Source organism: Streptomyces sp. ISL-10, from assembly GCF_018614575.1.
GTDB lineage: Bacteria > Actinomycetota > Actinomycetes > Streptomycetales > Streptomycetaceae > Streptomyces.
This window is the reverse complement of the sequence record NZ_JAGGOJ010000007.1, coordinates 166,873-190,994: the sequence shown is the minus strand read 5'-3', so window position 1 is coordinate 190,994 and position 24,122 is coordinate 166,873. Positions and strand designations below refer to the sequence as shown.

The following is a 24,122-nucleotide window of genomic DNA, read 5'->3' as shown; positions in this document are numbered from 1 at the left end:
TCCACTGCCCGCCCGTCGGCCGGCGGGTGAACACGAAGGGCCCGGGAGCACAGCTCCCGGGCCCTTGGCGCATCTATTGGAAGGCACTCAGCCCAGGCGCTTCACGGCCGCCTCGACCCGCTCGTCGGTCGCCGTGAACGCCACCCGGACGAAGCGCTCTCCCGCCTCGCCGTAGAAGTCACCGGGCGCGACCAGGATGCCGAGGTCCGCCAGGTGGGCGACGGTCTCCCAGCACGGCTCGTCGCGGGTCGCCCACAGGTAGAGGCTGGCCTCGCTGTGCTCGATGCGGAATCCATGCGTCTCCAGCGCCGAGCGCAGGGCGGCGCGGCGGGCGGCGTACCTGGCGCGCTGCTCGGTGACGTGCGCGTCGTCGCCGAGGGCCGCCACGGTCGCCGCCTGCACGGGCGCGGGGGTCATCATCCCGCCGTGCTTGCGGATCCGGAGCAACTCGCCGAGCACGTCCGCGTCACCGGCGATGAACGCGGCCCGGTAACCGGCCAGGTTGGAGCGCTTGGAGAGCGAGTGGACGGCGACGACGCCCTCGTACCTGCCGCCGCACACGTCCGGGTGCAGCACGGACACCGGCTCGGCCTCCCAGCCGAGTTCCAGGTAGCACTCGTCGCTGAAGACCAGCACCCCGTGCTCGCGCGCCCAGGCGACGATCCGGATCAGCTCGTCCCTGGCCAGCACCCTGCCGGTCGGGTTGGACGGCGAATTGAGCCACAGCAGCTTCAGCCCGGCCGGGTCGAGCTCGGTCGGATCGTCGTACACCACGGGGTCCGCCCCGCACAGGCGCGCGCCGACCTCGTACGTGGGGTAGGCGAGCCGCGGGTAGGCGACCCGGTCCCCCGGCCCGAGTCCGAGCTGTGTGGGCAGCCAGGCCACCAGCTCCTTGGAGCCGACGACAGGCAGGACATTGGTGTCCGCCACGCCCACCGCGCCGAGCCGCCGGCCGACCCAGCCGACCAGCGCGTCCCGCAGGGCGGCCGTGCCCCACACGGTCGGGTAGCCGGGTGAGTCGGCGGCTGCCACGAGGGCCCGCTGGATCAGCACGGGCACCGGGTCGACGGGCGTGCCGACGGAGAGGTCGACGATTCCGTCCGGATGGGCCGCGGCCGTCGCCTTGTACGGCTCGAGCTTGTCCCAGGGGAAGACGGGGAGGCGCGAAGAGACTGAGGCCACGGCGGCGCTCGCTTTCTGGTACGTGGGCGTCAAACGCCTCGGTCCCGTACGGACGACGAGCCGTACGGGACCGGAGGATGCGGATCGGATCTGCCGTCCCGCGACGGATCAGCGGCTCAGCGGCCGATCCGCCCGCGGGCTGCACCCTGCGGGACCGGATCAGTCGTGGCGGCCGATCAGCCGTTCTGCGGCGGCAGCGCGGCGATGAAGGGGTGGTCGCGCTCGATCAGGCCGAGCTTGGAGGCACCACCGGGCGAGCCGAGCTCGTCGAAGAACTCGACGTTCGCCTTGTAGTAGTCCTTCCACTCCTCCGGGGTGTCGTCCTCGTAGAAGATGGCCTCCACGGGGCAGACCGGCTCACAAGCACCGCAGTCGACGCATTCGTCCGGGTGGATGTACAAGGACCGAGAGCCCTCGTAGATGCAGTCGACGGGGCACTCCTCGATGCACGCCTTGTCCTTGACGTCGACACAAGGCTGCGCGATGACGTAGGTCACGCTGTCGTTCCTCCTCGGTAAGGGCTGGCTTGCGCGGGAGCGCGGCGTCGTCGATGCCCGCCCCTAGTATCTCCGTTCTTGGCAACGATCCGAACAGGAGGGGCTCGCAGAGCTGTGGAATTCACTGCCGGCGGACGACTCGAGATCCGTATTACACCTGATGACGTGGGGAAACGAGTGTCCGTACGGACCCTGGACCCGGCCGGCGGTCCCGGTGCGAAGTTCACCGACACGGTCGGTGTTCTCACATCATGGACCTCCGGTGTGCTGCTGATCACACGAAGGACCGGCGAAACCGTCCGCATCGCGGAATCCTCCCTGGTCGCGGGCAAGGTCGTGCCCGCGGCACCGGCCCGGCGACGGGGACCCGCGGCGGGCTTCGAGGAGCTGGCGCGGGTGACGTCCAGGGCCTGGCAGCCGGTGGAGAGCGAACGGCTCGGCGACTGGGAGCTGCGGGCGGCGTACGGATTCACCCGGCGCGCCAATTCGGTGCTGCCGCTCGGCGACCCGGGCATGGACCTCGACGCGGCGCTGGAGCGGGTGCGTGCGTGGTACGGGCGGCGCGGGCTCCCGGCCTATGTGCAGACCGCGACCGGCGCTGCGGGCACCCAGGAGGAGCTGTGCGCCGAGCTGGAGGAGCGCGGCTGGCAGCGCGAGGTGTCGGCGCAGGTGCAGGTCGGCGGCCTGGCGCAGCTCGGCGATCTGGACGCGGACGTCACGCGGGTGCGGCTGGCGCGCACCGTCGACGAGGCGTGGCTGCGGCGTTACAACCGCGCCGGTGTGCCGGGGCCCCATGTGCTCCAGGTCCTGGGCAGCGGCCCTTCGGTGTGGTTCGCCTCGATACCGGGCACCGGGGAGGTGCCCGCGGCGATCGGCCGGTGTGTGGTCGACGGACGCTGGGCGGGCTTCATGGCCGTGGAGGTCGACCCCGAGAACCGCCGTCAGGGTCTTGCGACGGCGGTGATGGCGGCCTTGGCCCGCCGCGCGCTGGAGGAGGGCGCGTCGGCGGCCTGGCTCCAGGTGGAGGCGGACAACGAGGCGGCCCGGGCGCTGTACGGCGCGATGGGCTTCGCGGTCCATCACCACTACCACCACTTCCGCGCGGCGTAGACGGGTACGAAAAGCGTATGCAGCACGACGCGTGGCGGCAGCCCCGGCGGGAGCGGTTCGCCGAGGAGGCACGGGCCGAACGCCCCGACCTGGCCCTGTTGTGCCTGCTCATCGGCACACAGGCGGACCCCGCGCTGGACGAGGAGGGTATCGACGAGGCCCAGATCGAACTGGACCGCCTCGCGGGGGCGGTGCCGTACGGGCTCACCACACCGCAGGCCTGGGCGGCGGCACTGGCGGACCTGCTCGGCGGCCGCGAGGGCTTCCACGGCACGCCCGGCGACTACCAGCACCTTGAGTCCTCGCTGCTGCAAGAGGTGCTGCGCCGCCGCCGAGGCCTGCCGATCCTGCTCTCGGTGATCTGGACGGAGGTCGCCCGCCGGGCGGGCGGGCACGTGTACGGGGTCGCCCTGCCCGGCCACTTCGTGGTCGGCTTCGGCGACGCGGACGCGCAGGTGCTGGCGGACCCATTCGCCGCGGGCCGGCTGCTGACGGCCACGGACACCGAACTGCTCGTCACCAGCACCACGGGCGCGCCGCTGACCCCGTCGATGCTGACGCCCGCGGACCCGCTCGCGGTGGTCTCACGCATCCTGAACAACATCCGTGCCTGGGCGGCGCCCCGCCCGGAGCGCTCGGACGTCGCCCTGTGGGCGCTCGACCTGCTCCTCCTGCTCCCCGCGCACCCGGCCAGGCTGCGCTACGAGCGCGCCCAACTGCTGGTTCAGCGCGGTGATTTCGCGGCGGGCGCGGTGGAGATGGAGGCGTACGCGGATGTGGTGTCGGCGGTCGAGCCGACGGCGGCCGAAGCGATCAGGGGCCGGGCACGGGCGGCTCGGGCGATGCTGAACTGACGAGGGCGGGCCTCAGCGGAACTCGTGGACGACCTCGATCGGGCCGACGATGTGCGCGTTGAACTCGTCGAGCTCCTCGGCCGGCACCCACAGCTCCAGGATCGTCTCGCCGCCGGCCTGCTGCACGGGGTAGCGCGCGAGGAAGGCGGAGTCGACCTCGAAGCGTGTGACGAAGCCGGCGCCGTCGTATCTCACGTTCCAGTCGCGCGCGATGCGGACGGCGTAGTCCTCGTTCAGCACGGGATAGAAGATCGGCTGCTCGGGCAGGCGCGCGGGCCACGCCCGCCACCCCGACTCCCGTACGAGCTCCAGCTCGACGGGCCCGGTGGGACGCCAGAGGGTGGTGGTCGGGGCCGGGCGCGCGCTGGTCATGACGTCGCTTTCTGGGCGGCGGGCGGAGGTAGGGAGCCGAGCTCGGACGACAGCGCCGGGCCGGCCCGGGGACCGGGCGATTTCGACAGCGGCAAAGCCGCCGGCACGGTCCGTGTGCGAAGCCCCCGCCCGGGAGGAGCGGGCAGGGGCTTCGGTGTCGGTGGTGGCCGCTCAGCTCGGGTTGAGCGAGATGACCGCCGTGCGCTGCGCGGGCGTCTTGCCGCGCAGGGCGGGACCCATCGCCTGGGCCACGTCGTCCGCGGACACCTCGTGCTGCTTGCCGTCGCCCTTGGTGATCATGACACCGTCGAAGACGCCGTCCAGCAGCTGCTCGATGGCCTGCTTGTCGTAGACCTCGACCAGCCTTCCGTCGATCGCCTTCATCGAAAGGATCTGCGGCAGGGACTTCGCCGGGCCGAACTGGATGGACTTGCCACCCGCCTTGATCGTGATCAGGCCGGACATCGCGGGCTGGGCGAATTCCTTCATCGCCCGGTCCAGCTCCGTCTGCGTGATCGTCGGCTCGCGGGTGGCGACGGGCAGCTCCACCACGTTCGGCTTGCCCGTCTCGACCTGGGCGCGGTACGCGTCCTTGACCGAGATCACCGAGCGGCCGACGTCCAGGGTCTGGCCGGCCTTGCCCGGTACGGCGACCGCCTTGCCCGGCTCGAAGCGGATCGTGCCGTCGGTGGCCGAACCGGACGCGCCCGCGAGGTCCGCGAGCGCCACGCTCAGCTTCTCCTCGTCGACGAGGATGACGGGCTCGGCGACGCGTTCGCCGCCGAACAGGGAGCCGATCACCGACACGGGGTTGTAGTCGCTGCCCGCGGCGGCACGCACCGTCGCCTGGCTGTCCAGGGACAGGCCGGCCTTGTCCGGGCCGAGCTCCGCCTTCTTGCCGCCGACCGAGAGCTGGAGCGGCGTCCTGGCCCGCTCGCCGAGCGCCGCGTCGAGCTTGTTGACGGCCTCGTCCCGGGTGCCGCCGCCGATGTCGACGCCGAGGACCGTGGTGCTCTTGGGCACGTCGGAGTGGTTGAGCAGCAGACCCGCGCCGTACGCGATGCCGAGCACAGCGACCACGCCGACGCACGCGAGCATCAGCTTGGAGCGGCCCTTCCCGGCCGGCGCGGGCCGGGACGCGGGCGTCGGGTCCGCATGGGACACGGGGCCCGCCGGTCCGGCAGGACCGGCACCGGGTCCGGCCGGGAACTCCGGTGCGGAGAAGTCGGCATCCGGCCCGTGCGGGCCGTGGGACAGGTCCGCGTCGGGGCCGGCGCGGAGGCCGGAGTGCGGTCCGTCCAGCGTCGGGAACGGGGAGCGGTGCTCCTCGGGGACCACGGGGATGCCGCTGGTGAGCGTGTCACCGGAGACATAACCGCCGCCCGGTTCGGAGGCCGGATTCTGCGGCGTGAGCACCGCGGTGTCGTCGGACATCCGGGGTGCGACGCCGGGGCCGCCGGGCATCCCGCCCAGCGACATGTTCCCGGTGGCCGGGCCGGTCGTGGGACCCGCCGGCCCTGAGCGGCCGGGCGCGCCCGGAGGGCGTACGCCCAGCGGAGGCGTATTGCGGCCGGGAGCGAAGCCGTTGCCGCCCTGGCCGGGGACACCGCCGGGGCCGGGCTGCCCCGGAGCACCGCCCTGCCCGTGGCCCGGGGGAAAACCGTGGCCGGACTGACCCGGGGGGAAACCGTTGCCGGACTGGCCCGGGGCGAAACCGTTGCCGGACTGGCCCGCACCGGGCCGGCCGGGAGCGCTGCCCCGGCCGGGCTGGGGGCCGTCGGGGAAGTAGGGGGTTCCCGTGCCGGGGGGCGTGCCGTTGCCGGGGCGCGGTCGCGTGGGCAGGGCGGGCGCCGGACCGGCGTCCTCGGCGAGGGCCGCCAGGCCGGACTTGCGGGGTGCGCCGTCGTCCGCGCCGGGCCCGAAGGGACCACCGGCGCCGGAGCCGTTCGCACCGGGGCCGCCGACCGCAGCCGAGCCGTTCGCACCCGGGCCGCCCTGCGGCGAGGGCGCGGGCGTCGCGGACTTGCGCGGCGCGAACCAGTCGCTCGGCGCGGACTTCCCCTCGGCGGCCGGGGCCGGGGTCCCGGCCGTGTCCGGCGCCGCCGCGGGCCGCGGAACGCCGCCGGTGCGCTCGCTCTCGCGCTCGCCCGCGGCAGCGTCGGCGTCGGCCGCCGCGGCCCGCCCGGCGTCGGTGTCACTCATCGGCGTGCGCATCACGACGGGCGGGATCGGCCGTGATCCCGGGATGTTGATCCGGATCCGCGTCGTCAGCGTGGTCTCGGTCTTCTTCTCCTCCGGCTGCCGCGGGGAAGCGGCGCCGGTGCCCTCGTCCGGAGCGTCCTGCGTCGGATGCAGCGACGGATACTGGCGGGATCCGTACGGCGGAGTGCCCGAGGGGTACGCGGCGCCACCGCCCCCCTGGGGGCCGGAGGACGAACTGTCAGTTTCACGACTCAAAGCAGGTTCTCCCGGTTGGCTTCGCCGCCCGTTCTTACTGGATAGCTACTGCTGCGGGCGGCTCGGCGGCGCGCACCACCATACTGGCCACGGCCGACGGACACCCCGGGACCGCGGGAAGCGGTCCCGGCCGGCCCTTCGGCGCGCCATACGGGCGCGGCCGGTTCAGGGGCTTCCCGGCCCGTCGGTCGACCCACCCTAGGGGCACGCCGAACCGGCTGCGCGCTGGGGGTACGTGATGCGGCTACCCGCCAAGTCGGCCCGGCCCCCCGCCCGGTTGCGGCAGCCGCGACATGGTGGCGCAGATCACAGCCGCCGCCATGCCGCCGAGCATGTAGACGAGCGGCGCGATCCCGGAGGCGAACATGGCGTCACCCTCGGGGCGTCCGACGCTGAGCACGACGATGGCCAGCAGCCAGCCGACGGCGGACGCGGCCACGCCGAGCTGCGTCCCGGTGGCCCGCAGCGAGCCGTAGAACAGGGCGGCCGTGGCGGCCAGCGCGAGCATCAAGCCGCCCGGGAGCCAGGCGCCTTGGACCAGCGAGCCCGTGATGCCGACGACCGCGCCCAGGAGGGTGAGCCCGAGGTACGCGAGAGCGCGGCCGGGCCTCGGGGCGCGCACGAGGAGGGATCCCGGGACGGGTCCGGCCGCTCCGCCCTTACCGGCCGAACCGCTCTTTCCGGTCGTACCGCTCATGCGGTCACCCCCGAAGTTCCCTCAAGTCCCTCGGAATCCTCACCTCGTGAGACTCTCCCGAAGGGCGCGTTTGCCTCAAGTCCGCCCTCAAGTAGGCCCTCGCGTCCGCCTGCACGTCCACTCCCAGGGCCGCCCGGCGTGGCCTCCGGCTCTGCCAGGCCCGCGAACAGGTCGTGCTCGCGCTCACCCGCCGGCGCGGCGGGGCCGCCCGTGACCAACTGGTAGTACTCCGTGGCGAACAGCGGCTGCGCGAGGTCGTTGGAGAGCGCGAAGACGTCGCCGTCCACCACGATCTGGGTGGCATGCGCGCGCATCGCGGCCGCCTTGCGCTCCGCGTACCCGGAGCCGTCGATCTCCGTGGTGATCTCGGTGTCCTCCACCACACCCGGAATGTCGCCGGTCTCGGCGATGCCGGGGAAGTCCGTCCCCGTGGCGCGCAGCCGGGCGAACGCCTCCTCGGCGGCCGACCGTGGGACCCGGTTCCAGTAGATCTTGGCGATGGTGTGCGGGGTGCCGAGGTCGCGCCGGTAGGCGGGCTCGGCGGCCAGCTCGGCGGCGCGCATCGCGACGCGGTGGGTCTGGATGTGGTCGGGGTGGCCGTACCCCCCGTCGGGGTCGTACGTCACCATCACCTGGGGGCGTACGGCGCGGACGACCTCGACCAGATGCGCGGCGGCCTCGTCCACGTCGGTGTTCCAGAACGCGCCCTCGCGGTGGTTCTGCTCGACGCCCATCATCCCGGAGTCGCGGAACCGGCCCTGCCCGCCGAGGAAGCGGTGGTCGCTGACGCCGAGCTCCTTCATCGCGGCGGCCAGTTCGCCCGCGCGATGGGGGCCGAGCCGGTCCTCCCGGTCGGGCGCGAGATGCGCGAGAGCGGCCGGAATGACCTCGCCCTCCTCGCCCAGGGTGCAGGTCACCAGGGTGACCAGGGCGCCGGAGGCCGCGTACCGGGCCATCGTGGCGCCGTTGTTGATCGACTCGTCGTCCGGGTGCGCATGCACCAGGAGCAGACGACGGGCGGGAAGATCCTTCATACCGAACAGACTAGGCCGTGCGGTCCAGCGGTCGGCTCAGAACTTGATGCCTCCGATCATTCCCGCCACATTCGTGGTCAGCTCCGTGATCGTCGGAGCCACGGAGGAGCTGGCGAGGTAGAACCCGAGCAACACGCAGACCATCGCATGTCCGCCCTTCAACCCGGCTTTCCGGATCAGCAGGAAGACGACGATCGCCAGCAGCACCACCGCCGAAATCGAGAGTGCCACGGCGGTTCACCTCCACAGATATTCGGTAGGGACGGTCCAGTCGCATGTGCCAGGGGGGTCATACCCATCTTGCGCTACGGATCATAACTATCCGTGCGTACGCATCGATCGGTGCACGGCAGCACATGGGGGCGCACAAGCGCGGCTCCGGTGCCCTAGGTTCGGTGCCATGACAGCGACGCAGCAGCTCTCCTTCCCGCGTCAGTCGGCGCGGACCCAGCGCTTCACTCTCGGCGCTCCGCGGTCCTTCACGGTCTCGCCGGACGGTTCGCGGGTCGTCTTCCTGCGATCGGCGTCCGGTACGGACCGGACCGGCCTGCTCTGGGTGCTCGACCTCGACGACGCCGGGCCCCGGGAACGGCCGGCCGCCGATCCGCGCGAGCTGCTCGGCGGCTCGGCGGAGCACCTGCCGGCCGAGGAGCGGGCACGGCGCGAGCGGAGCCGTGAGGGGTCGGCGGGGATCGTCGGCTACGCGGTGGACCAGGCGGTCGAGTTGGCGGCGTTCTCCCTGTCCGGGCGGCTCTTCGCGGCCGAACTGCGGGCCGGTACGGCGCGTGAACTGACCACCGCCGGGCCGGTGATCGATCCCCGGCCGTCCCCCGACGGGCGGCACATCGCGTACGTCGCCCGAGGAGCGCTGCGGGTGACGGGCGCCGAGGGCGACGAGGACCGTGCGCTGGCGGAGCGGGGGGACGGGAACGCGTCCTGGGGTCTGGCCGAGTTCATCGCCGCCGAGGAGATGGGGCGTTCGCGCGGCTTCTGGTGGTCGCCGGAGTCCGACCGGCTGCTCGTCGCGCGGGTGGACGACCGGGAGGTGCGGCGCTGGTGGATCGCGGACCCGGCGCATCCGGACCGTGAGCCGACCGAGGTCGCCTACCCGGCGGCCGGGACGCCCAACGCCGATGTCCGCCTGCACTTCGTCACCTTGGACGGCCGGCACACCGAGGTCGAGTGGGACCGCGCGCGCTTTCCGTACCTCGCACGGGTGCACTGGTCGGCCGCCGGCCCGCCGCTGCTGCTGGTGCAGTCCCGGGACCAGTGCACACAGCTGTATCTGGCGGTCGACCCGGAGACGGGCGGCACGCGGACGGTGCACGTGGACGAGGATCCGGCGTGGCTGGAACTGTCCCCCGGGGTCCCCGCCTGGGCCCCCGAGTCGTCGTACGCGCACGATTTCGGCGGCGGGCGCCTGGTGCGGATCGCCGACGAGGGGGGTGCGCGGGTGCTCGCGGTGGGCGACCGGGTGCTGACCGGCGCGCAGCTCCAGCTGCGGGCCGTCCTGGACATCGGCGAGAGCGACGTCCTGGTGTCGGCGGCGGCCGGTGCCGAGGCCACGGCCCCGGAGATCGGCGAGATCCATGTGTACCGGGTCAACGAGCTGGGTGTGGAGCGTGTCTCTCAGGAGCCGGGAGTGCACGGGGCGGTCCGCTCGGGCGGCGTGACGGTCCTCGCGTCGTCGGCGACCGGGACGAGCGGGGCGAAGGGGGCGAATGTACGCGTACTGCGGGACGGCAAGCAGATCGCCGAGGTCGCCTCGTACGCGGAGCGGCCGGTGCTCACGGCCCGCCCGCGGCTGTTCGAGTCGGGCGAGCACCGGATTCCGTGCGCGGTGCTCCTGCCCTCCGGCCACCGGGAGTCGGACGGTCCGCTGCCGGTGCTGCTCGATCCGTACGGCGGGCCGCACGGTCAGCGGGTGCTCGCCGCGCACCATCCGTATCTGACCTCGCAGTGGTTCGCGGACCAGGGCTTCGCGGTGATCGTCGCGGACGGGCGGGGCGCGCCCGGCCGGTCCCCCGCGTGGGAGAAAGCGGTCAAGAACGCGTTCACGCTGACGCTCGACGACCAGATCGAGGCACTGCACGGGCTGGCCGGATCGCAACCGCTGGATCTGGACCGGGTGGCCATCCGCGGCTGGTCCTACGGCGGCTACCTGGCGGCGATGGCCGTGCTGCGCCGCCCGGACGTCTTCCACGCGGCGGTGGCGGGTGCGCCGGTGACGGATCTGCGGCTGTACGACACGCACTACACGGAGCGGTATCTGGGCGATCCGGCCGCGCAGCCAGAGGTGTACGAGGCCAACTCCCTCGTGGGCGACGACGGTCTGACGGTGGCGGAGACACCGCACCGGCCGATGATGATCATCCATGGTCTGGCGGACGACAATGTGGTGGTCGCCCACTCGCTGCGGCTGTCGTCGGCGCTGCTGGCCGCGGGCCGGCCGCATGAGGTGCTGCCGCTCACGGGCGTGACCCATATGACTCCGCAGGAGCAGATCGCGGAGAACCTGCTGCTGCTCCAGGTGGACTTCCTGAAGCGGTCGCTGGGGCTCGCCTGACGGGCGTCCCTACCAGCCCGGCGGCGGGGACGACGGGGGCCGGGGAGGCGTGTACGGCCCTCCGGCCGCCGGAGGGCCGCTGCCGGGGCGGGGGTATCCGTAGCCGCCGGGTGGCGGTGGCGGTGGCGGTGGCGGTGGCGGACAACCGTACGCGGGCGGCGCGCAGGGCTCCTCCTCGCCGCGCCGCAGCAGCGCGACGAGCAGCACGGCGCCCGCTGCCGACTCGAACAGCCAGGTGGCGACGAGCAGTTGGCTCTCCAGGCCGAGGTCCACGAACCGGTCGAACAGCTTCTGCCGCAGGGCGAAGCCCAGCCCCACCGCGCCGTCGGCCGCGATCAGGACAGCCGCGACAGCCCCCAGCGTCCTGGTGTGCACGGCCTGGAAGAGCCCGCCGACGGCCGCGACGAGCGCGAGGACGGCGACCACGGCGGCAAGCCAGGCCGAGGGCGGCTGAAGGAGCAGCACCGGCGCCTGTTCCCCACCCGTGAAGCGGTCGAGGTAGGCATCGGCGCCCGCCGTGTACGCCCAGCGGACCTGCCAGGCCACGGTGACCGCACCGGCCGTGCCCAGCAGCAGGAAGGCAAGGACCGCGACCGATTGGGCGGGCCTGGTCGGGGTGCGCGGCTGCGGGACGCCCGTGCTGAGCCGCGGGCCCCGGTCGTCGCCGTGGTCCCCGGCGGCTCTGCGTCCGGCGACGGCCGTGATGAGAAGCCCGACGCCGAGTCCCAGAGCGGCGAAAGCGCTGTACAGCGCCCGGGTGCGCAATGCGTCGGTGGCCTGGAGGTCCATGTAGGGCGCGGTGAGCACCCACAGGGAGGGCAGCCGGATGCCGAGGGTGACCACTCCGGCGGCCACCAGCGCGGACGCCGCCACCGGTGAGCGCGGTGCACAGACGGCCACGGCCGCGTACACCAGCAGCAGCACCGGGTCGGCGATCGTCGTCGTCAGCGGGGTCACGCCCCTGCCGCGCAGGTCTCCCGCCCAGAACCCCCACAGATCGGCGGGGTCCTGGGCGGTGAGAAGGTCCCTGAGGATCCATGCTCCGGCGATCAGCGCGAGCAGGGCGGCGAGCGCCGCTCCCGTGATCCGAGCCCCCTGTGTAAGGGTCACGTCCACGATCCTGCATCCGCGCCGGACGCCGGACAAGGGCACGGAAGCCTGCGAACGGGCGCGGCGGGACGGGGCGGGGCGGGGCGGGCGGCCGACCGGGGTCATATGGCGAGACCCCGGCCGGCCAACGGCACCCGCACGGCCGTACGCTGTTCAGCCTGACGCGTTCGTATATCGGAGTTGCGACAGTCAAGTTGCCGGTGTGTTAACGAATTTGATGCGCATTTATCACGCCTTGCACCCCACCTTGACGGAGTGTCAGGCAAGCTCCGCGGCGAAGTGACACGCCGAAGAGTGCCGCACGGGCCCCTCGGTCGTCCGCAGATGCGGGGGCACCGCGAGCAGCGGCACCTCCAGCGCGCAGCGCTCCTGCGCCTTCCAGCACCGGGTGCGGAACCGGCAGCCCGAGGGGATGTTCGTCGGCGACGGCACGTCCCCGGTGAGGATGATCCGCTGCCGGCTCTCGCGCGCCTCGGGGTCCGGGACCGGCGCGGCCGACAGCAGCGCCTGGGTGTACGGGTGGGTGGGGTGGTCGTAGATCTCGGCGTCCTTGCCGATCTCCACCACGCGTCCCAGGTACATCACGCCGACCCGGTCGGAGATGTGCCGCACGATCGACAGGTCGTGGGCGATGAAGACATAGCTCAGCGAGAACTGGCTCTGCAGCTGGTCCAGCAGGTTGATGACCTGCGCCTGCACCGACACGTCCAGCGCGGAGACCGGTTCGTCGGCCACGATGATCTCGGGCCGCAGCGCGAGCCCGCGCGCGATGCCGATGCGCTGGCGCTGGCCGCCGGAGAACTGGTGCGGGTAGCGGTTGATGTACTCGGGATTGAGACCCACGACGTCCAGCAGCTCCTGCACCTTCTGCCGGCGCGAACCCTTGGGCGCGACCTCGGGGTGGATCTCGTACGGCTCGCCGATGATGTCGCCGACCGTCATACGGGGGTTGAGCGAGGTGTACGGGTCCTGGAACACCATCTGGATGTTGCGGCGCACGGCCTTCAGCGCGCGCCCCGACAACGTGGTGACGTCCTCGCCCTTGTACCGGATGGAGCCGGACGTGGGCTGCTCCAGATGGACGAGCATCTTGGCGAGCGTCGACTTCCCGCAGCCCGACTCCCCCACGATGCCGAGCGTCTCGCCCGCGATCAGGTCGAGGTCGACGCCGTCGACCGCCTTGACCGCGCCGACCTGCTTCTTGAACAGGACGCCGCGGGTGAGCGGGTAGTGCTTGTACAGGTCACGTACCTCAAGGATCGCCTCAGCCATTGAGGGCCTCCTCCCAGAAGTGGCACGCGCTGCCGCGTTCACTGTTCACCTCGTACAGCGGAGGCACGTCCGTGCGGCACACGTCCCGCGCCAGCGGGCAGCGCGGGTGGAACGCGCATCCGGGCGGAATGTGCATCAGGTTGGGCGGCAGGCCCTTGATCGCGTAGAGCTCCCGGCCCTTCTGGTCCAGCCGCGGGATCGACTCCAGCAGGCCCTTGGTGTACGGGTGGGCGGGTGCCTTGTAGATGTCGTGGACCGGGGCGGACTCGACGATCCGGCCCGCGTACATCACGGCGATCCTGTCGGCGACGTCGGCGACGACGCCGAGGTCGTGGGTGATCAGGATGAGCCCCATGTCGAGTTCGCGCTGGAGCTCGGCGAGCAGGTCCATCACCTGGGCCTGGACGGTGACGTCGAGGGCGGTGGTGGGCTCGTCGGCGATGATCAGGTCCGGCCCCAGGGAGAGCGCCATCGCGATCATGATGCGCTGGCGCATACCTCCCGAGAACTGGTGGGGATACTGCCCGACGCGTTCCTTCGCGGCCGGGATGCGCACGCGGTCCATCAGCTCGATCGCCTTGGTCTTCGCGTCCTTCTTCGACAGGCCCTGGTGCACGACGAACATCTCGCCCAGCTGGTCCCCGACGCTGAGCACCGGGTTCAGCGAGGAGAGCGCGTCCTGGAAGATCATGGCCATCTCCGCGCCCCTGAGCTTCCGCCGCTCGTCCTCGCCGAGCGTCAGCAGGTCCCGTCCTTTGAAGAGGATCTCGCCGCCGGCGATCCTGCCGGGCGGCATGTCCAGGATCCCCATGACGGCCTGGGCTGTGACGGACTTGCCCGAGCCCGACTCACCGAGCACGGCGAGCGTCTCGCCCGCGTCCACGCTGTAGCTGACGCCGTTAACGGCCTTGGCGACACCGTCGCGGGTGCGGAACTCCACGTGCAGACCACGGACTTCGAGCAGCGTCGCGGCCTCGGCGGGCGGCACTGCGGATGTGACGGACGCGGCGGACAAGGCGGACACCTCCTAACGCAGCTTGGGGTCGAGGGCGTCGCGCACCGCGTCGCCGAGCATGATGAACGCGAGCACCGTCACAGCGAGCGCACCGGCCGGCCAGAGCAGCATGTGGGGGGCGTTGCGGATGTACGGAGAGGCGGCGGAGAGGTCGATGCCCCAGGAGACGGTGGGCGGTTTGAGGCCGACGCCGAGGAAGGACAGCGTCGCCTCCAGCGCGATGTACGTGCCGAGCGCGATGGTCGCGACGACGATCACCGGAGCGACGGCGTTGGGCGCGATGTGCCGCAGCAGCATCCGGGTGTGGGAGGCGCCGAGCGCGCGGGCCGCCTGCACGTAGTCGTTCTGCTTCGCGGTGATGACCGAGCCGCGGGCGATACGGGAGATCTGCGGCCACCCCAGCAGCACCATGAAGCCGACGACGGGCCACACGGTGGTGCTGGTGACGACGGACAGCAGCACCAGGCCGCCGAGCACCACCGGGATGCCGAAGAAGACGTCCGTCAGCCGGGACAGGACCGCGTCCAGGGCGCCGCCGAAGAATCCGGCGAGACCGCCGAGAACGGACCCGAGCAGGGCCACGCCCAGGGTGGCGCAGACGCCGACGGTGACGGAGGCCCGCGCGCCGTAGACGGTACGGGTGTAGACGTCGCAGCCCTGGCCGTTGAAGCCGAAGGGGTGGCCCGGCTGGGAGCCCTCCTGGGCCTTGGCGAGGTCGCACGCGAGCGGGTTTCCCGAGGCGATCAGCGAAGGCCACAGCGAGATGACGATCAGGAAGAGGATGACGAGGGCGGAAACGATGAAGACGGGGTTGCGCCGCAGGTCGCGCCAGGCGTCGGACCACAGGCTGCGGGGCTTGCCCGAAGGCCCGGTGCCCTCGGGCCCGCCGGGAGTCTTCTCCAGGGTCTCGCCCTCGCTCATGGCGAGGTCGGTCACTCCGCCGGCTCCCCCGGCCACGAGGGCGGAGTCCTGATAGGGGCTCTGCTGCTCAGGCATACCGGATCCTCGGGTCGAGAACGGCGTACAGGAGGTCGACCAGCAGGTTCGCCACCAGGAAGACGATGACGAGCACGCTGACGAAGCCCACGACGGTCTGCGTGTTCTGGCGCAGGATCCCCTGGTAGAGCTGGTAGCCCACGCCGTGGATGTTGAAGATCCGCTCGGTGACGATCGCGCCGCCCATCAGGGCGCCGATGTCGGTGCCGATGAACGTGACGACCGGGATGAGCGAGTTCCGCAGCAGGTGGCGGCGGATGACACGCCCCCGGGACAGTCCCTTGGCCTTGGCTGTGCGGACGTAGTCGGAGCGGGCGTTCTCGGCGATGGAGGTACGGGTGAGGCGGGTGACGTAGGCGAGGGAGACCGAGGCCAGGACCAGGCCGGGCACGATCAGCTCGTCGAGCCGCGCGCCGGAGGAGACGGACGGGTCGACGACTGCCCACTTGTAGCCGAGCAGCAGTTGCAGCAGCAGGCCGGTGACGAAGGTGGGCACCGAGATGACGACGAGGGTCAGCAGCAGCACCGAGGTGTCGACGGGGCGGCCCCGGCGCAGCCCGGTGACGACGCCGAGGGTGATGCCGATGACGATCTCGAAGACGATGGCCACGAGGGTCAGCCGAATGGTGACCGGGAAGGCCTCGCCCATCAGCTCGGTGACCTTCTGCCCGTTGAACGCGGTGCCGAAGTCGCCGGTGAAGACGTTGCCCATGTAGGTCAGGTATTGCTGCCACACCGGCTTGTCGAGTCCGAACTCCCCGCGCAGCTGGGCGGCGGTCGCCGGGTCGCACTGGCGGTCCCCGCACAGGCCGGCGATGGGGTCGCCCATGACGTTGACCATGAGGAAGATCAGCAGGGTGGCGCCGACGAAGACCGGGATCATCTGCAGCAGACGCCGGATCACATAACGTCCCATGAAGAGCTCCGGGGGTCGTGGGAAGGGTGACGGCCCGGCACAGTGTGCGCGCCGGGCCGGGTGCTTCCGCCGTCAGTCGACCTTGATCTCGTTGTAGACCGGGACACTGAAGGGGTTGAGGGCCACGCCGGAGATGCGCTCCGAGTAGCCGGCGCTGCCGTTCTGGTACCAGAGCGGGATGGCGGCCATCTCGTCCCGTACGACCTCCTCGGCCTGCTTGAACGTCTCCACGGCCCTGGTCTGGTCGCTCTCGGCGTTGGCCCGGTCGACGAGGTCGTCGAACTTCTTGTTGGTCCACTTGCCGTCGTTGGACGAGGCGTTGGTGTAGTAGAGCGGTTGCAGGAAGTTCTGGATCAGGGGGTAGTCCATCTGCCAGCCCGCTCGGAAGGGACCGGGCATCTTCTTCTCGCCGATCTTGTTGCGGAAGTCGGCGAAGGTGCCGACCGGGCGGCCGACGCAGGCCCGGTCGTTGCCGAGGGCGTTGTTGATGGAGTTGCACACGGCGTCGACCCAGTCCTTGTGGGAGCCGGTGTCCGCGTTGTACGTGATCTTGACCTGGCCGCCGGGGATGCCGCCGCCTTCCGCGATCAGCCGCTTCGCCTCGGCCGGGTCGTATTCGCAGGCCTCGCCGCACAGCGCGTGGTCGGAGCCGCCCTCCGGGCCGAGCACCGGGGAGGTCCAGTCCTTCGCGGGGGTGCGGGTCTTGTGGAAGATGGTGTCGGTGATCTGCTGCCGGTTGATCGCCATGGACAGGCCCTTGCGGACCACCGCCCCGTCAGGGGTGTTCCACGCCTTGTCGTAGAAGGGGAAGGCGAGGGTCTGGAGGATGCCGGCGGGCTCGTTGATGTAGCGGTCGCCGAGGTCGGCCCGGACGTTCTTGAGCTGGGCGGCGGGGACGTCGTCGACGAGGTCGATGTTGCCGGCGATCAGGTCCGTGTAGGCGGTGTTGTTGTCCGTGTAGACGATGAGGTCGATGCCGCCGTTCTGCGCCTTGTCCGGCCCGTTGTACGCGTCCCAGCGGCGCAGCTCCGCCTTGGAGCCCTTCTTGTAGGACTGGAGCATGTACGGGCCGTTGCCGACGGGCTTGGCGAGCCAGGCGTCGTGGTCGTCGAAGAAGGCCCTGGGCAGCGGCGCGAAGGCGGAGTAGCCGAGAGTGTCCGGCCAGGTGGAGAACTTCTGGGAGAGCTTGACGGTGAAGGTGCGGTCGTCGACGACCTTCAGGCCGGACATGGTCTCGGCGCGGGCGGTGCCGCTGGCGGGGTGGACCTGCTCGTATCCCTCGATGTAGCCGAAGAAGTACGCGTTCTTCTGATTGTTCTTCAGGTGGGCGCCGTAGTTCCAGGCGTCGACGAACGACCTCGCGGTGACCTTCTCGCCGTTGCTGAAGGTCCAGCCGTCCTTGAGGGTGACGGTGAAGTTGACGGAGTCGGTGGTCTCGATCCGCTCGGCCAGCATGTCGGTGGCGGCACCCGTCTTCGGGTCGTACTTCTTCAGACCGCGGAAGATCATGTCGAGGACCTTGCCGCCCTGCACCTCATTGGTGTTGGCGGGCTCCAGCGGGTTCTGCGGGTCGGTCCAGGAGGATGTGACGATCCCGTCGGCGCCACCAGCTCCGCTGTTGCCCCCACCGCCGCAGCCCGTCGCCACCAGGGCGACGACGGCGGCACATGCGGCCCACTTGGCGTGCGTGGCTCCACGCATGGGGTTCCTCCCGTGTCATCGGCATGATCTAGGACCGAATATCACCCCATAGCGGATCTAACGCACTTTCAGGGCGTCCGGGTGGACGGTACGGCTGCCGCGAGAGTGACCCTCCTGGGTGTCGACGGCATGGTGCAGGGTCATCCCGTGCGCCTCGTACCGGGCGAGGCCCCGCGACTCGTTCACCCGTCCGGCCATCGCCTTCCCCTACGACAAGGCCCCGCCCGCCGCGGTGCGGCAGACGGGGCCCGATGTGCCCACGGCTCACGAATGCGCGTGGACGACGTCCTTCTCCTCGGCGAAGTGGCACGCCGACTCGTGCGCGGCCGGGGAGTCCGAGCCCTTGAAGCGCTCAGGGACCGCCAGCAGCGGCACCTCGGTGGCGCACTTGTCCTCGGCCTTCCAGCACCGGGTGCGGAAGCGGCAGCCCGACGGCGGGTTGGCCGGGGACGGGACGTCACCGGTGAGGATGATCCGCTCGCGGCCCTCACGGGCCTCCGGGTCGGGGACCGGGACCGCCGACAGCAGCGCCTGGGTGTAGGGGTGCGTCGGGTGGTCGTAGATCTGCGTGTCGGTGCCGATCTCGGCCATCTTTCCGAGGTACATGACGCCGACCCGGTCCGAGATGTGCCGGACGATCGACAGGTCGTGGGCGATGAAGATGTAGGACAGGTTGAACTCGTCCTGCAGCTTCTCCATCAGGTTGATGACCTGTGCCTGGACCGACACGTCCAGCGCGGAGACCGGCTCGTCGCAGATGATGATCTCGGGGTTGAGCGCGAGCCCACGGGCGATGCCGATGCGCTGGCGCTGTCCGCCGGAGAACTGGTGCGGGTAGCGGTGGATGTACTCGGGGTTGAGACCCACGACGTCCAGCAGTTCCTGCACCCTGCGGCGCCGGTCGCCCTTCGGGGCCACCTCGGGGTGGATCTCGAAAGGCTCGCCGATGATGTCGCCGACCGTCATACGGGGGTTGAGCGAGGTGTACGGGTCCTGGAACACCATCTGGATGTTGCGGCGCACGGCCTTCAGCGCGCGCCCCGACAGCTTGGTGATGTCCTGGCCCTTGTAGAAGACCTCACCCGCGGTCGCGGACTCGAGCGTCATCAGCAGCTTGGCGACCGTGGACTTCCCGCAGCCGGACTCACCGACGATGCCGAGCGTCTCCCCCTGGTAGAGGTCGAAGGAGATCCCGTCCACGGCCTTGACCGCGCCGACGTGCTTCTTGAAGAGGATGCCCTGGGTCAGCGGGAAGTGCTTGACCAGGTTGCGCACCTGGAGGATCGGCTCACCGCGCTCGACCGTGGCGTCGAGTGCGGCCACGGCCGCCTCCTCGGTGGCCGCCTCGACGGTCTCCACCTCGGTGACGTTGGGAGTCGCGTCCACGGCCTCGTCGATCTTCTTGAGCTCAGCCATGGATCGTCTCCTTCCAGAAGTGGCACGCGCTGCCGCGGCCCGCCAGCTCGGTGCCGTCCTGCTCGGTCACCGGCGCCAGCGCCGGGATCTCGGTGCGGCAGATGTCGTCCGCCTTGGGGCAGCGCGGATTGAAGGCGCAACCGGTGGGGATCTTGAGCAGGTTGGGCGGCAGGCCCTTGATCGCGTACAGCTCCTGGCCCTTCTGGTCCAGGCGCGGGATCGAGTCGAGCAGACCCCGGGTGTAGGGGTGCGCCGGCCGCTTGTAGAGCTCGTGCACCGGGGCGGTCTCGACGATCCGGCCCGCGTACATCACGGCGATCTTGTCCGCGACGTCGGCGACGACGCCGAGGTCGTGGGTGATCAGGATCAGACCCATGTTGTACTCACGCTGGAGCTCCGCGAGCAGGTCCATGACCTGCGCCTGGACGGTGACGTCCAGGGCGGTCGTCGGCTCGTCGGCGATGATCAGGTCCGGCTCCAGGGCCAGCGCCATGGCGATCATGATGCGCTGGCGCATACCGCCGGAGAACTGGTGCGGGTAGTCGCCGACCCGGGCCCTGGCGGCGGGGATCTTCACCCGGTCCATCAGCTCGATGGCCTTGGCCTTGGCGTCCTTCTTTGACAGGCCCTCGTGCACCCGGAACATCTCGCCGAGCTGGTAGCCGACGGACAGCACCGGGTTGAGCGAGGACAGCGCGTCCTGGAAGATCATGGCGATCTTGCGGCCGCGGATCTTCCGGCGCTCCTCGTTGCTCATGGTGAGCATGTCCTGGCCGCGGAAGAGGATCTGGCCCTTGGGGATGCGGCCGGGCGGCATGTCGAGGATGCCCATGACGGCCTGGGCCGTCACGGACTTGCCGGAGCCGGACTCGCCGAGGACGGCGAGCGTCTCGCCCGCGTCCACGCTGTAGTTGACGCCGTTCACGGCCTTGGCGACACCGTCACGTGTGTGGAACTCCACGTGCAGGTCGCGGACTTCGAGCAGTGCGCCCTCGTAGTCCCCGGAGCTCCGGGGCGCGGGGACGTCCGCTGTTTTGTCGATGATGGTCACGTACGCCTCCCTCAGCGCATCTTCGGGTCGAGGGCGTTGCGTACCGCATCGCCGAACATGAGGAACGAGAGCACCGTGATCGAGACCATCACCGATGGGACGATCAGCACGAACGGCGCGTTGCGCAGCTGCTCACGGCCGCTGGAGACGTCCACGCCCCACGAGACCGTCGGATCGGCGAGGCCGACACCGAGGTAGGACAGCGTGGCCTCGGCCGCGATGTAGCCGCCGAGCGCGATCGTCGCGACGACGATGATCGGGGCGAGTGCGTTGGGCAGCACGTGCTTGAACAGGATGCGGGTGGTCGAGGCGCCGAGCGCCTTGGCCGCCACCACGTAGTCGGCCTGCTTGACGGTGATGACCGCGCCGCGGGCGACACGGGCGATCTGGGTCCAGCCGAGGAAGACCAGGGCGAGGATGACGACCCAGATGGCACGCTTCTCGAAGCTGGTGAGGACCACGAGGGCACCGAGCATGAACGGGATGCCCATGAAGATGTCGGTGAGCCGCGACAGCAGGGTGTCGGTGATGCCGCCGAAGTAGCCGGCCAGCATGCCGACGATCGTGCCGAGGACCGTCACCAGGACGGTGACGCCGACACCGACGACGATCGAGGCGCGGGCGCCGTAGATGACACGCGCGTAGATGGAGCGGCCCTGGCCGTCGTAGCCGAACCAGTCCGGGGCGAAGAAGTGGCTCCAGTTCGGCTGCTGCAGGAAGTGGTTGGCGAGGTCGGCGTCACGCGGCGAGGCCGACGTGAACAGACCCGGGAACGCTGCGATGACCAGCAGCAGCAGGATCATCCCGGCGGAGACCAGGAACAGGGGGTTGCGGCGCAGGTCGCGCCAGGCGTCGGACCACAGGCTGCGCGCCTTGTCCGGCTTGGGAGCCTGGACGGTGAGCGCGGTGTCCGGCGCGGCGGCGGTCGTGTCCTCGGCGGTCGCGGTGGACGCCGCGGTGGCGGCGGTCTTCTCAGGCATACCGGATCCTCGGGTCCAGGACCGCGTAGAGCAGGTCGACGAGCAGGCTGGCGAGCAGGTAGACGAGGACGATCAGCGAGGCGATGCCGACGACCGTGGCGCCCTCGCGGCGGAACAGCGCCTCGTAGATGGCGTCACCGACGCCCTGCACGTTGAAGATGCCCTCGGTGACGATCGCGCCCGTCATCAGGTTGCCGATGTCGGTGCCGAGGAAAGTGACCACCGGCACAAGGGAGTTGCGCATCAGGTGGACGCCGACGATGCGGCGGCGCGGCAGACCCTTGGCGACGGCGGTGCGCATGTAGTCCGCGCGCAGGTTCTCCGCCATCGAGGTGCGGGTCAGACGTGCCACGTACGCGAGGGAGAGCGACCCGAGGACGATGGCCGGCAGCAGCAGGTCGCCGAAGCTCTCGGAGTCCTGCACGGTCGGCGTGGTCAGCCCCCACTGGAAGGCGAAGAGGTACTGCATCAGGTAGCCCAGCACGAAGGAGGGCATCGAGATGAGCACGAGGGTCAGGCCGAGAAGGCCGCGGTCGCGCACCGATTCGGGCTTCAGGCCCGCGACGATGCCGAGGGCGATGCCGACGATCACGGTGAAGCTGAACGCGAAGAGGGTCAGCCGGATGGTGACGGGGAATGCCTGGCCGATGATGTCGGCGATGGGGCGCTGGCTGGCGATCTCCGTACCGAAGTCGCCCTGCAGCAGGCCCCCGAGGTAGTTCAGGTACTGCTGCCACAGGGGCAGGTCGAGACCAAGATCCTCGCGGATCGAGGCGACGATCGCGGGATCGAACGCCTGGTCTCCCATGAGCGCTCTTACGGGGTCGCCGGGGAGCGCGAACATCATGGCGAAGATCAGAAAGGTTGACCCGATGAACACCGGGATCATCTGGAGCAGTCGTCGTGCGACGTAGCGCCCCATAGGTGCCTCCGTGAGGGGTTAACGCGGTCGGGGGCGTGCCTGTGCAGCAGGGCGCGCCTGTGCAGCAGGGCGCCCCCGGACCACCGCCGCCGCCGGATGACCGACGGCGGCGGGTGATGGCCGAGTGGGGATAAGGCCCGTCAAGCGCTGAGCGCTTACTTGACGGTGACTCCGGTGAGCTCGAGGTCGCCGTGGAAGTCCACCGCGACGTTGTCGACGCCCTTGCCGTGGCCACCGTTGATGCGGTAGTACCAGAGCGGGATCGCCGGCATCTTCTCGAGCAGCTTCTTCTCGACCTCCTGGTAGCCCTTCACGGACTCTTCCAGGGAGCTGGCCTTGTCGGCCTCCGCCATCATCTTGTCGATCTCGGCGTCGTTGAAGCGACCGTTGTTCGCCTCGGCCTTGGAGTTGTAGAGCTCCTTGATGAAGTTGACGTTGACCGGGTAGTCGGCCACCCAGCCACCGCGGTACATCGACTTCACCTGGTCGTTGTCACGGGCCTCCAGGTCCGTGGCGAAGTCCGGCTTGGCGTCGCCGACACAGTCGACACCGGTCGCCTTGCGGATGGACTCGCAGACCGCGGTCACCCACTCCTTGTGGCCACCGTCGGCGTTGTACTGGATCATGATCTTGTTACCGGGGACGCCGCCGCCCTCGGTGACAAGCTGCTTCGCCTTGGTGGGGTTGTACGTGAAGACGTCCGTGCCCAGGTCCTGGTTGCCCTTGACCTGCGGCGGCGTGAAGCTCGTCGCGGGGGTACGGGTGTTGTTCAGGACGGTCTTGGTGATCGTCTCACGGTCGATCGCCATGGACAGACCCTGGCGGACCTTGGGGTCCATGTCCTTGAACGTCGCGGAGTAGAACGCCGGGACGAGCGTCTGGATCGCCGCGTACGGCTGCTCGATGGCGCCGTCGCCGAGGTCCTGCTTGTACTTCGGCAGGTCGGTCGGGCCGACCTGGCGGATGATGTCCAGGTTGCCGGAGACGACGTCCTGGTACGCGGCCTCGACGGTCGCGTAGTTCTTGAACTGGATGCCCTTGTTCTGCGCCTTGTTCGGACCCTGGTAGTCAGGGTTCGCGGCGACCTGGATGAGCTTCTTGTGGGTCCACTTCTCGAACTTGTACGGGCCGTTGCCGACGGGCTTCTGGCCGAACGCCTTCGGGTCGTCGTAGAAGACCTTGGGCAGCGGGGCGAACGTGGCGTAGCCCAGCTTGTAGTTGAAGTACGGGACCTTCTCGGTCAGCTCGATCGTGAAGGTGGTGTCGTCCACGACCTTCAGACCCGACATCTTGTCGGACTTCGGGTCACCCTTCTCGGGGTGCACGTCGGCGTAGCCGGCGATGTCGCTGAACCAGAAGCTGTTCTGCTGCTTGTTCTTGACGTTGGCGTACCAGTTCCACGCGTCCACGTAGGACTGCGCGGTGACGGCCTCTCCGTTGTGGAACTTCCAGCCCTGCTTGAGCTTCACGGTCCAGGTCTTGGAGTCTTCCGTCTCCACGGACTCGGCGTTCGTGTAGACGATGTTGCCCTTGGCGTCGAAGTCCAGCAGCTGGGTGAAGAGCGACTGAATCACGTACGAGCCGAGGCTCTCGTTGGTGTCGGCCGGGATCAGCGGCTTCTGCGGCTCACCAACGTCGATCGAGACATAGCCCGCGGGCTTGCCCGAGGCGTTGTTCTTGTCCGAGCCACTGTCGCTGCTGCCACAGGCAGTCGCGGCCAGAGCAACGACGATCGCACCCGCGACCCACTTGGCGCTCTTGGCACCGCGCATGGGTTCCTCCTCATGAGTCCACTTGTCACTACAAGAAGGGCACTGGAAGTCGCGACGACACCCCTGACGACGCTGTGTCAATGCCCCGAGTGTGCTCGTGAGTCGGCGCTCCCCACAGCGCATGACCCATTGACCCGAGCTCAACGGAGCCAACTATTAAGTACGTCCGGGCGGTAAACCACACTTAAAGGGTCTCGTTTTG

General features: G+C 70.2%; 22 protein-coding genes. 3 read left to right on the top strand and 19 right to left on the bottom strand.

Going from position 1 to position 24,122, the window contains the following annotated elements; all coding sequences use genetic code 11:
• Positions 1 to 87: 87 nt before the first annotated feature.
• Complete coding sequence (gene dapC / locus J7E88_RS07535; protein WP_215178565.1) at positions 88 to 1,182, bottom strand: succinyldiaminopimelate transaminase; 1,095 nt, start codon at positions 1,180 to 1,182, stop codon at positions 88 to 90.
• A 176-nt stretch (positions 1,183 to 1,358) separates the two neighbouring features.
• Positions 1,359 to 1,679 (bottom strand): ferredoxin, encoded by a 321-nt coding sequence (gene fdxA, locus J7E88_RS07530; RefSeq protein ID WP_003985062.1) that lies wholly within the window; start codon positions 1,677 to 1,679, stop codon positions 1,359 to 1,361.
• A gap of 114 nt (positions 1,680 to 1,793) precedes the next feature.
• Here fdxA and J7E88_RS07525 point away from each other — a divergent pair, with 114 nt between their 5' ends.
• On the top strand, positions 1,794 to 2,789 hold the full coding sequence (locus tag J7E88_RS07525; RefSeq protein WP_215178564.1) for a GNAT family N-acetyltransferase: 996 nt from the start codon (positions 1,794 to 1,796) through the stop codon (positions 2,787 to 2,789).
• Positions 2,790 to 2,806: 17 nt separating this feature from the next.
• Complete coding sequence (locus J7E88_RS07520) at positions 2,807 to 3,643, top strand: transglutaminase-like domain-containing protein (protein ID WP_215178563.1); 837 nt, start codon at positions 2,807 to 2,809, stop codon at positions 3,641 to 3,643.
• Between the two features lie 12 nt (positions 3,644 to 3,655).
• Here J7E88_RS07520 and J7E88_RS07515 read toward each other — a convergent pair whose 3' ends face one another.
• The 5 genes from J7E88_RS07515 to J7E88_RS07495 form a co-directional block, all read right to left on the bottom strand.
• Entirely contained in the window at positions 3,656 to 4,015 is a 360-nt protein-coding gene (locus J7E88_RS07515; protein ID WP_215178561.1) for a hypothetical protein, read from the bottom strand.
• Positions 4,016 to 4,186: 171 nt separating this feature from the next.
• Positions 4,187 to 6,472 carry a hypothetical protein gene (locus tag J7E88_RS07510; protein WP_215178559.1) on the bottom strand — a complete coding sequence of 762 codons (2,286 nt, stop codon included), beginning with the start codon at positions 6,470 to 6,472 and terminating at the stop codon, positions 4,187 to 4,189.
• A 244-nt stretch (positions 6,473 to 6,716) separates the two neighbouring features.
• Complete coding sequence (locus J7E88_RS07505) at positions 6,717 to 7,169, bottom strand: DUF6113 family protein (RefSeq protein ID WP_251022263.1); 453 nt, start codon at positions 7,167 to 7,169, stop codon at positions 6,717 to 6,719.
• Positions 7,166 to 8,203: an N-acetyl-1-D-myo-inositol-2-amino-2-deoxy-alpha-D-glucopyranoside deacetylase gene (mshB, locus tag J7E88_RS07500; protein ID WP_215178557.1), complete on the bottom strand. Its 1,038-nt coding sequence runs from the start codon at positions 8,201 to 8,203 to the stop codon at positions 7,166 to 7,168. The genes J7E88_RS07505 and mshB overlap by 4 nt, the downstream gene beginning before the upstream one ends.
• Before the next feature lie 36 nt (positions 8,204 to 8,239).
• Positions 8,240 to 8,434 carry a hypothetical protein gene (locus J7E88_RS07495; RefSeq protein ID WP_215178555.1) on the bottom strand — a complete coding sequence of 65 codons (195 nt, stop codon included), beginning with the start codon at positions 8,432 to 8,434 and terminating at the stop codon, positions 8,240 to 8,242.
• A 169-nt stretch (positions 8,435 to 8,603) separates the two neighbouring features.
• On the opposite strand from J7E88_RS07495, the gene J7E88_RS07490 reads away from it, so the two are divergent.
• Positions 8,604 to 10,769: an alpha/beta fold hydrolase gene (locus J7E88_RS07490; protein ID WP_215178553.1), complete on the top strand. Its 2,166-nt coding sequence runs from the start codon at positions 8,604 to 8,606 to the stop codon at positions 10,767 to 10,769.
• 9 nt (positions 10,770 to 10,778) lie between these two features.
• Here the strand turns inward: J7E88_RS07490 and J7E88_RS07485 are convergent, their stop codons facing one another.
• The 12 genes from J7E88_RS07485 to J7E88_RS07430 form a co-directional block, all read right to left on the bottom strand.
• Positions 10,779 to 11,879, bottom strand: coding sequence for a hypothetical protein (locus J7E88_RS07485; protein WP_215178551.1), 1,101 nt, complete (start codon positions 11,877 to 11,879; stop codon positions 10,779 to 10,781).
• A 258-nt stretch (positions 11,880 to 12,137) separates the two neighbouring features.
• Positions 12,138 to 13,151: an ABC transporter ATP-binding protein gene (locus J7E88_RS07480; protein ID WP_215178549.1), complete on the bottom strand. Its 1,014-nt coding sequence runs from the start codon at positions 13,149 to 13,151 to the stop codon at positions 12,138 to 12,140.
• Positions 13,144 to 14,115: an ABC transporter ATP-binding protein gene (locus J7E88_RS07475; protein WP_285427519.1), complete on the bottom strand. Its 972-nt coding sequence runs from the start codon at positions 14,113 to 14,115 to the stop codon at positions 13,144 to 13,146. Before J7E88_RS07475 ends, J7E88_RS07480 begins: the two co-directional genes overlap by 8 nt.
• A gap of 63 nt (positions 14,116 to 14,178) precedes the next feature.
• Positions 14,179 to 15,162 (bottom strand): ABC transporter permease, encoded by a 984-nt coding sequence (locus J7E88_RS07470; RefSeq protein WP_215178547.1) that lies wholly within the window; start codon positions 15,160 to 15,162, stop codon positions 14,179 to 14,181.
• On the bottom strand, positions 15,155 to 16,078 hold the full coding sequence (locus J7E88_RS07465) for an ABC transporter permease (protein WP_215178545.1): 924 nt from the start codon (positions 16,076 to 16,078) through the stop codon (positions 15,155 to 15,157). Before J7E88_RS07465 ends, J7E88_RS07470 begins: the two co-directional genes overlap by 8 nt.
• 72 nt (positions 16,079 to 16,150) lie before the next feature.
• The gene (locus J7E88_RS07460) at positions 16,151 to 17,779 is read right to left on the bottom strand and encodes an ABC transporter substrate-binding protein (RefSeq protein WP_215178544.1); all 1,629 of its coding nucleotides are present in this window, start codon (positions 17,777 to 17,779) and stop codon (positions 16,151 to 16,153) included.
• Between the two features lie 57 nt (positions 17,780 to 17,836).
• A complete protein-coding gene (locus tag J7E88_RS07455; protein WP_215178543.1) occupies positions 17,837 to 17,977 on the bottom strand; it encodes a hypothetical protein in 141 nt (46 codons plus the stop codon).
• Positions 17,978 to 18,043: 66 nt separating this feature from the next.
• Positions 18,044 to 19,195 carry an ABC transporter ATP-binding protein gene (locus tag J7E88_RS07450; RefSeq protein ID WP_215178542.1) on the bottom strand — a complete coding sequence of 384 codons (1,152 nt, stop codon included), beginning with the start codon at positions 19,193 to 19,195 and terminating at the stop codon, positions 18,044 to 18,046.
• Entirely contained in the window at positions 19,188 to 20,246 is a 1,059-nt protein-coding gene (locus tag J7E88_RS07445) for an ABC transporter ATP-binding protein (RefSeq protein WP_215178541.1), read from the bottom strand. Before J7E88_RS07445 ends, J7E88_RS07450 begins: the two co-directional genes overlap by 8 nt.
• An 11-nt stretch (positions 20,247 to 20,257) precedes the next feature.
• Entirely contained in the window at positions 20,258 to 21,226 is a 969-nt protein-coding gene (locus J7E88_RS07440; RefSeq protein ID WP_215178540.1) for an ABC transporter permease, read from the bottom strand.
• Complete coding sequence (locus tag J7E88_RS07435) at positions 21,219 to 22,148, bottom strand: ABC transporter permease (protein ID WP_215178538.1); 930 nt, start codon at positions 22,146 to 22,148, stop codon at positions 21,219 to 21,221. Before J7E88_RS07435 ends, J7E88_RS07440 begins: the two co-directional genes overlap by 8 nt.
• Before the next feature lie 155 nt (positions 22,149 to 22,303).
• On the bottom strand, positions 22,304 to 23,920 hold the full coding sequence (locus J7E88_RS07430) for an ABC transporter substrate-binding protein (RefSeq protein WP_215178536.1): 1,617 nt from the start codon (positions 23,918 to 23,920) through the stop codon (positions 22,304 to 22,306).
• Positions 23,921 to 24,122: the final 202 nt, after the last annotated feature.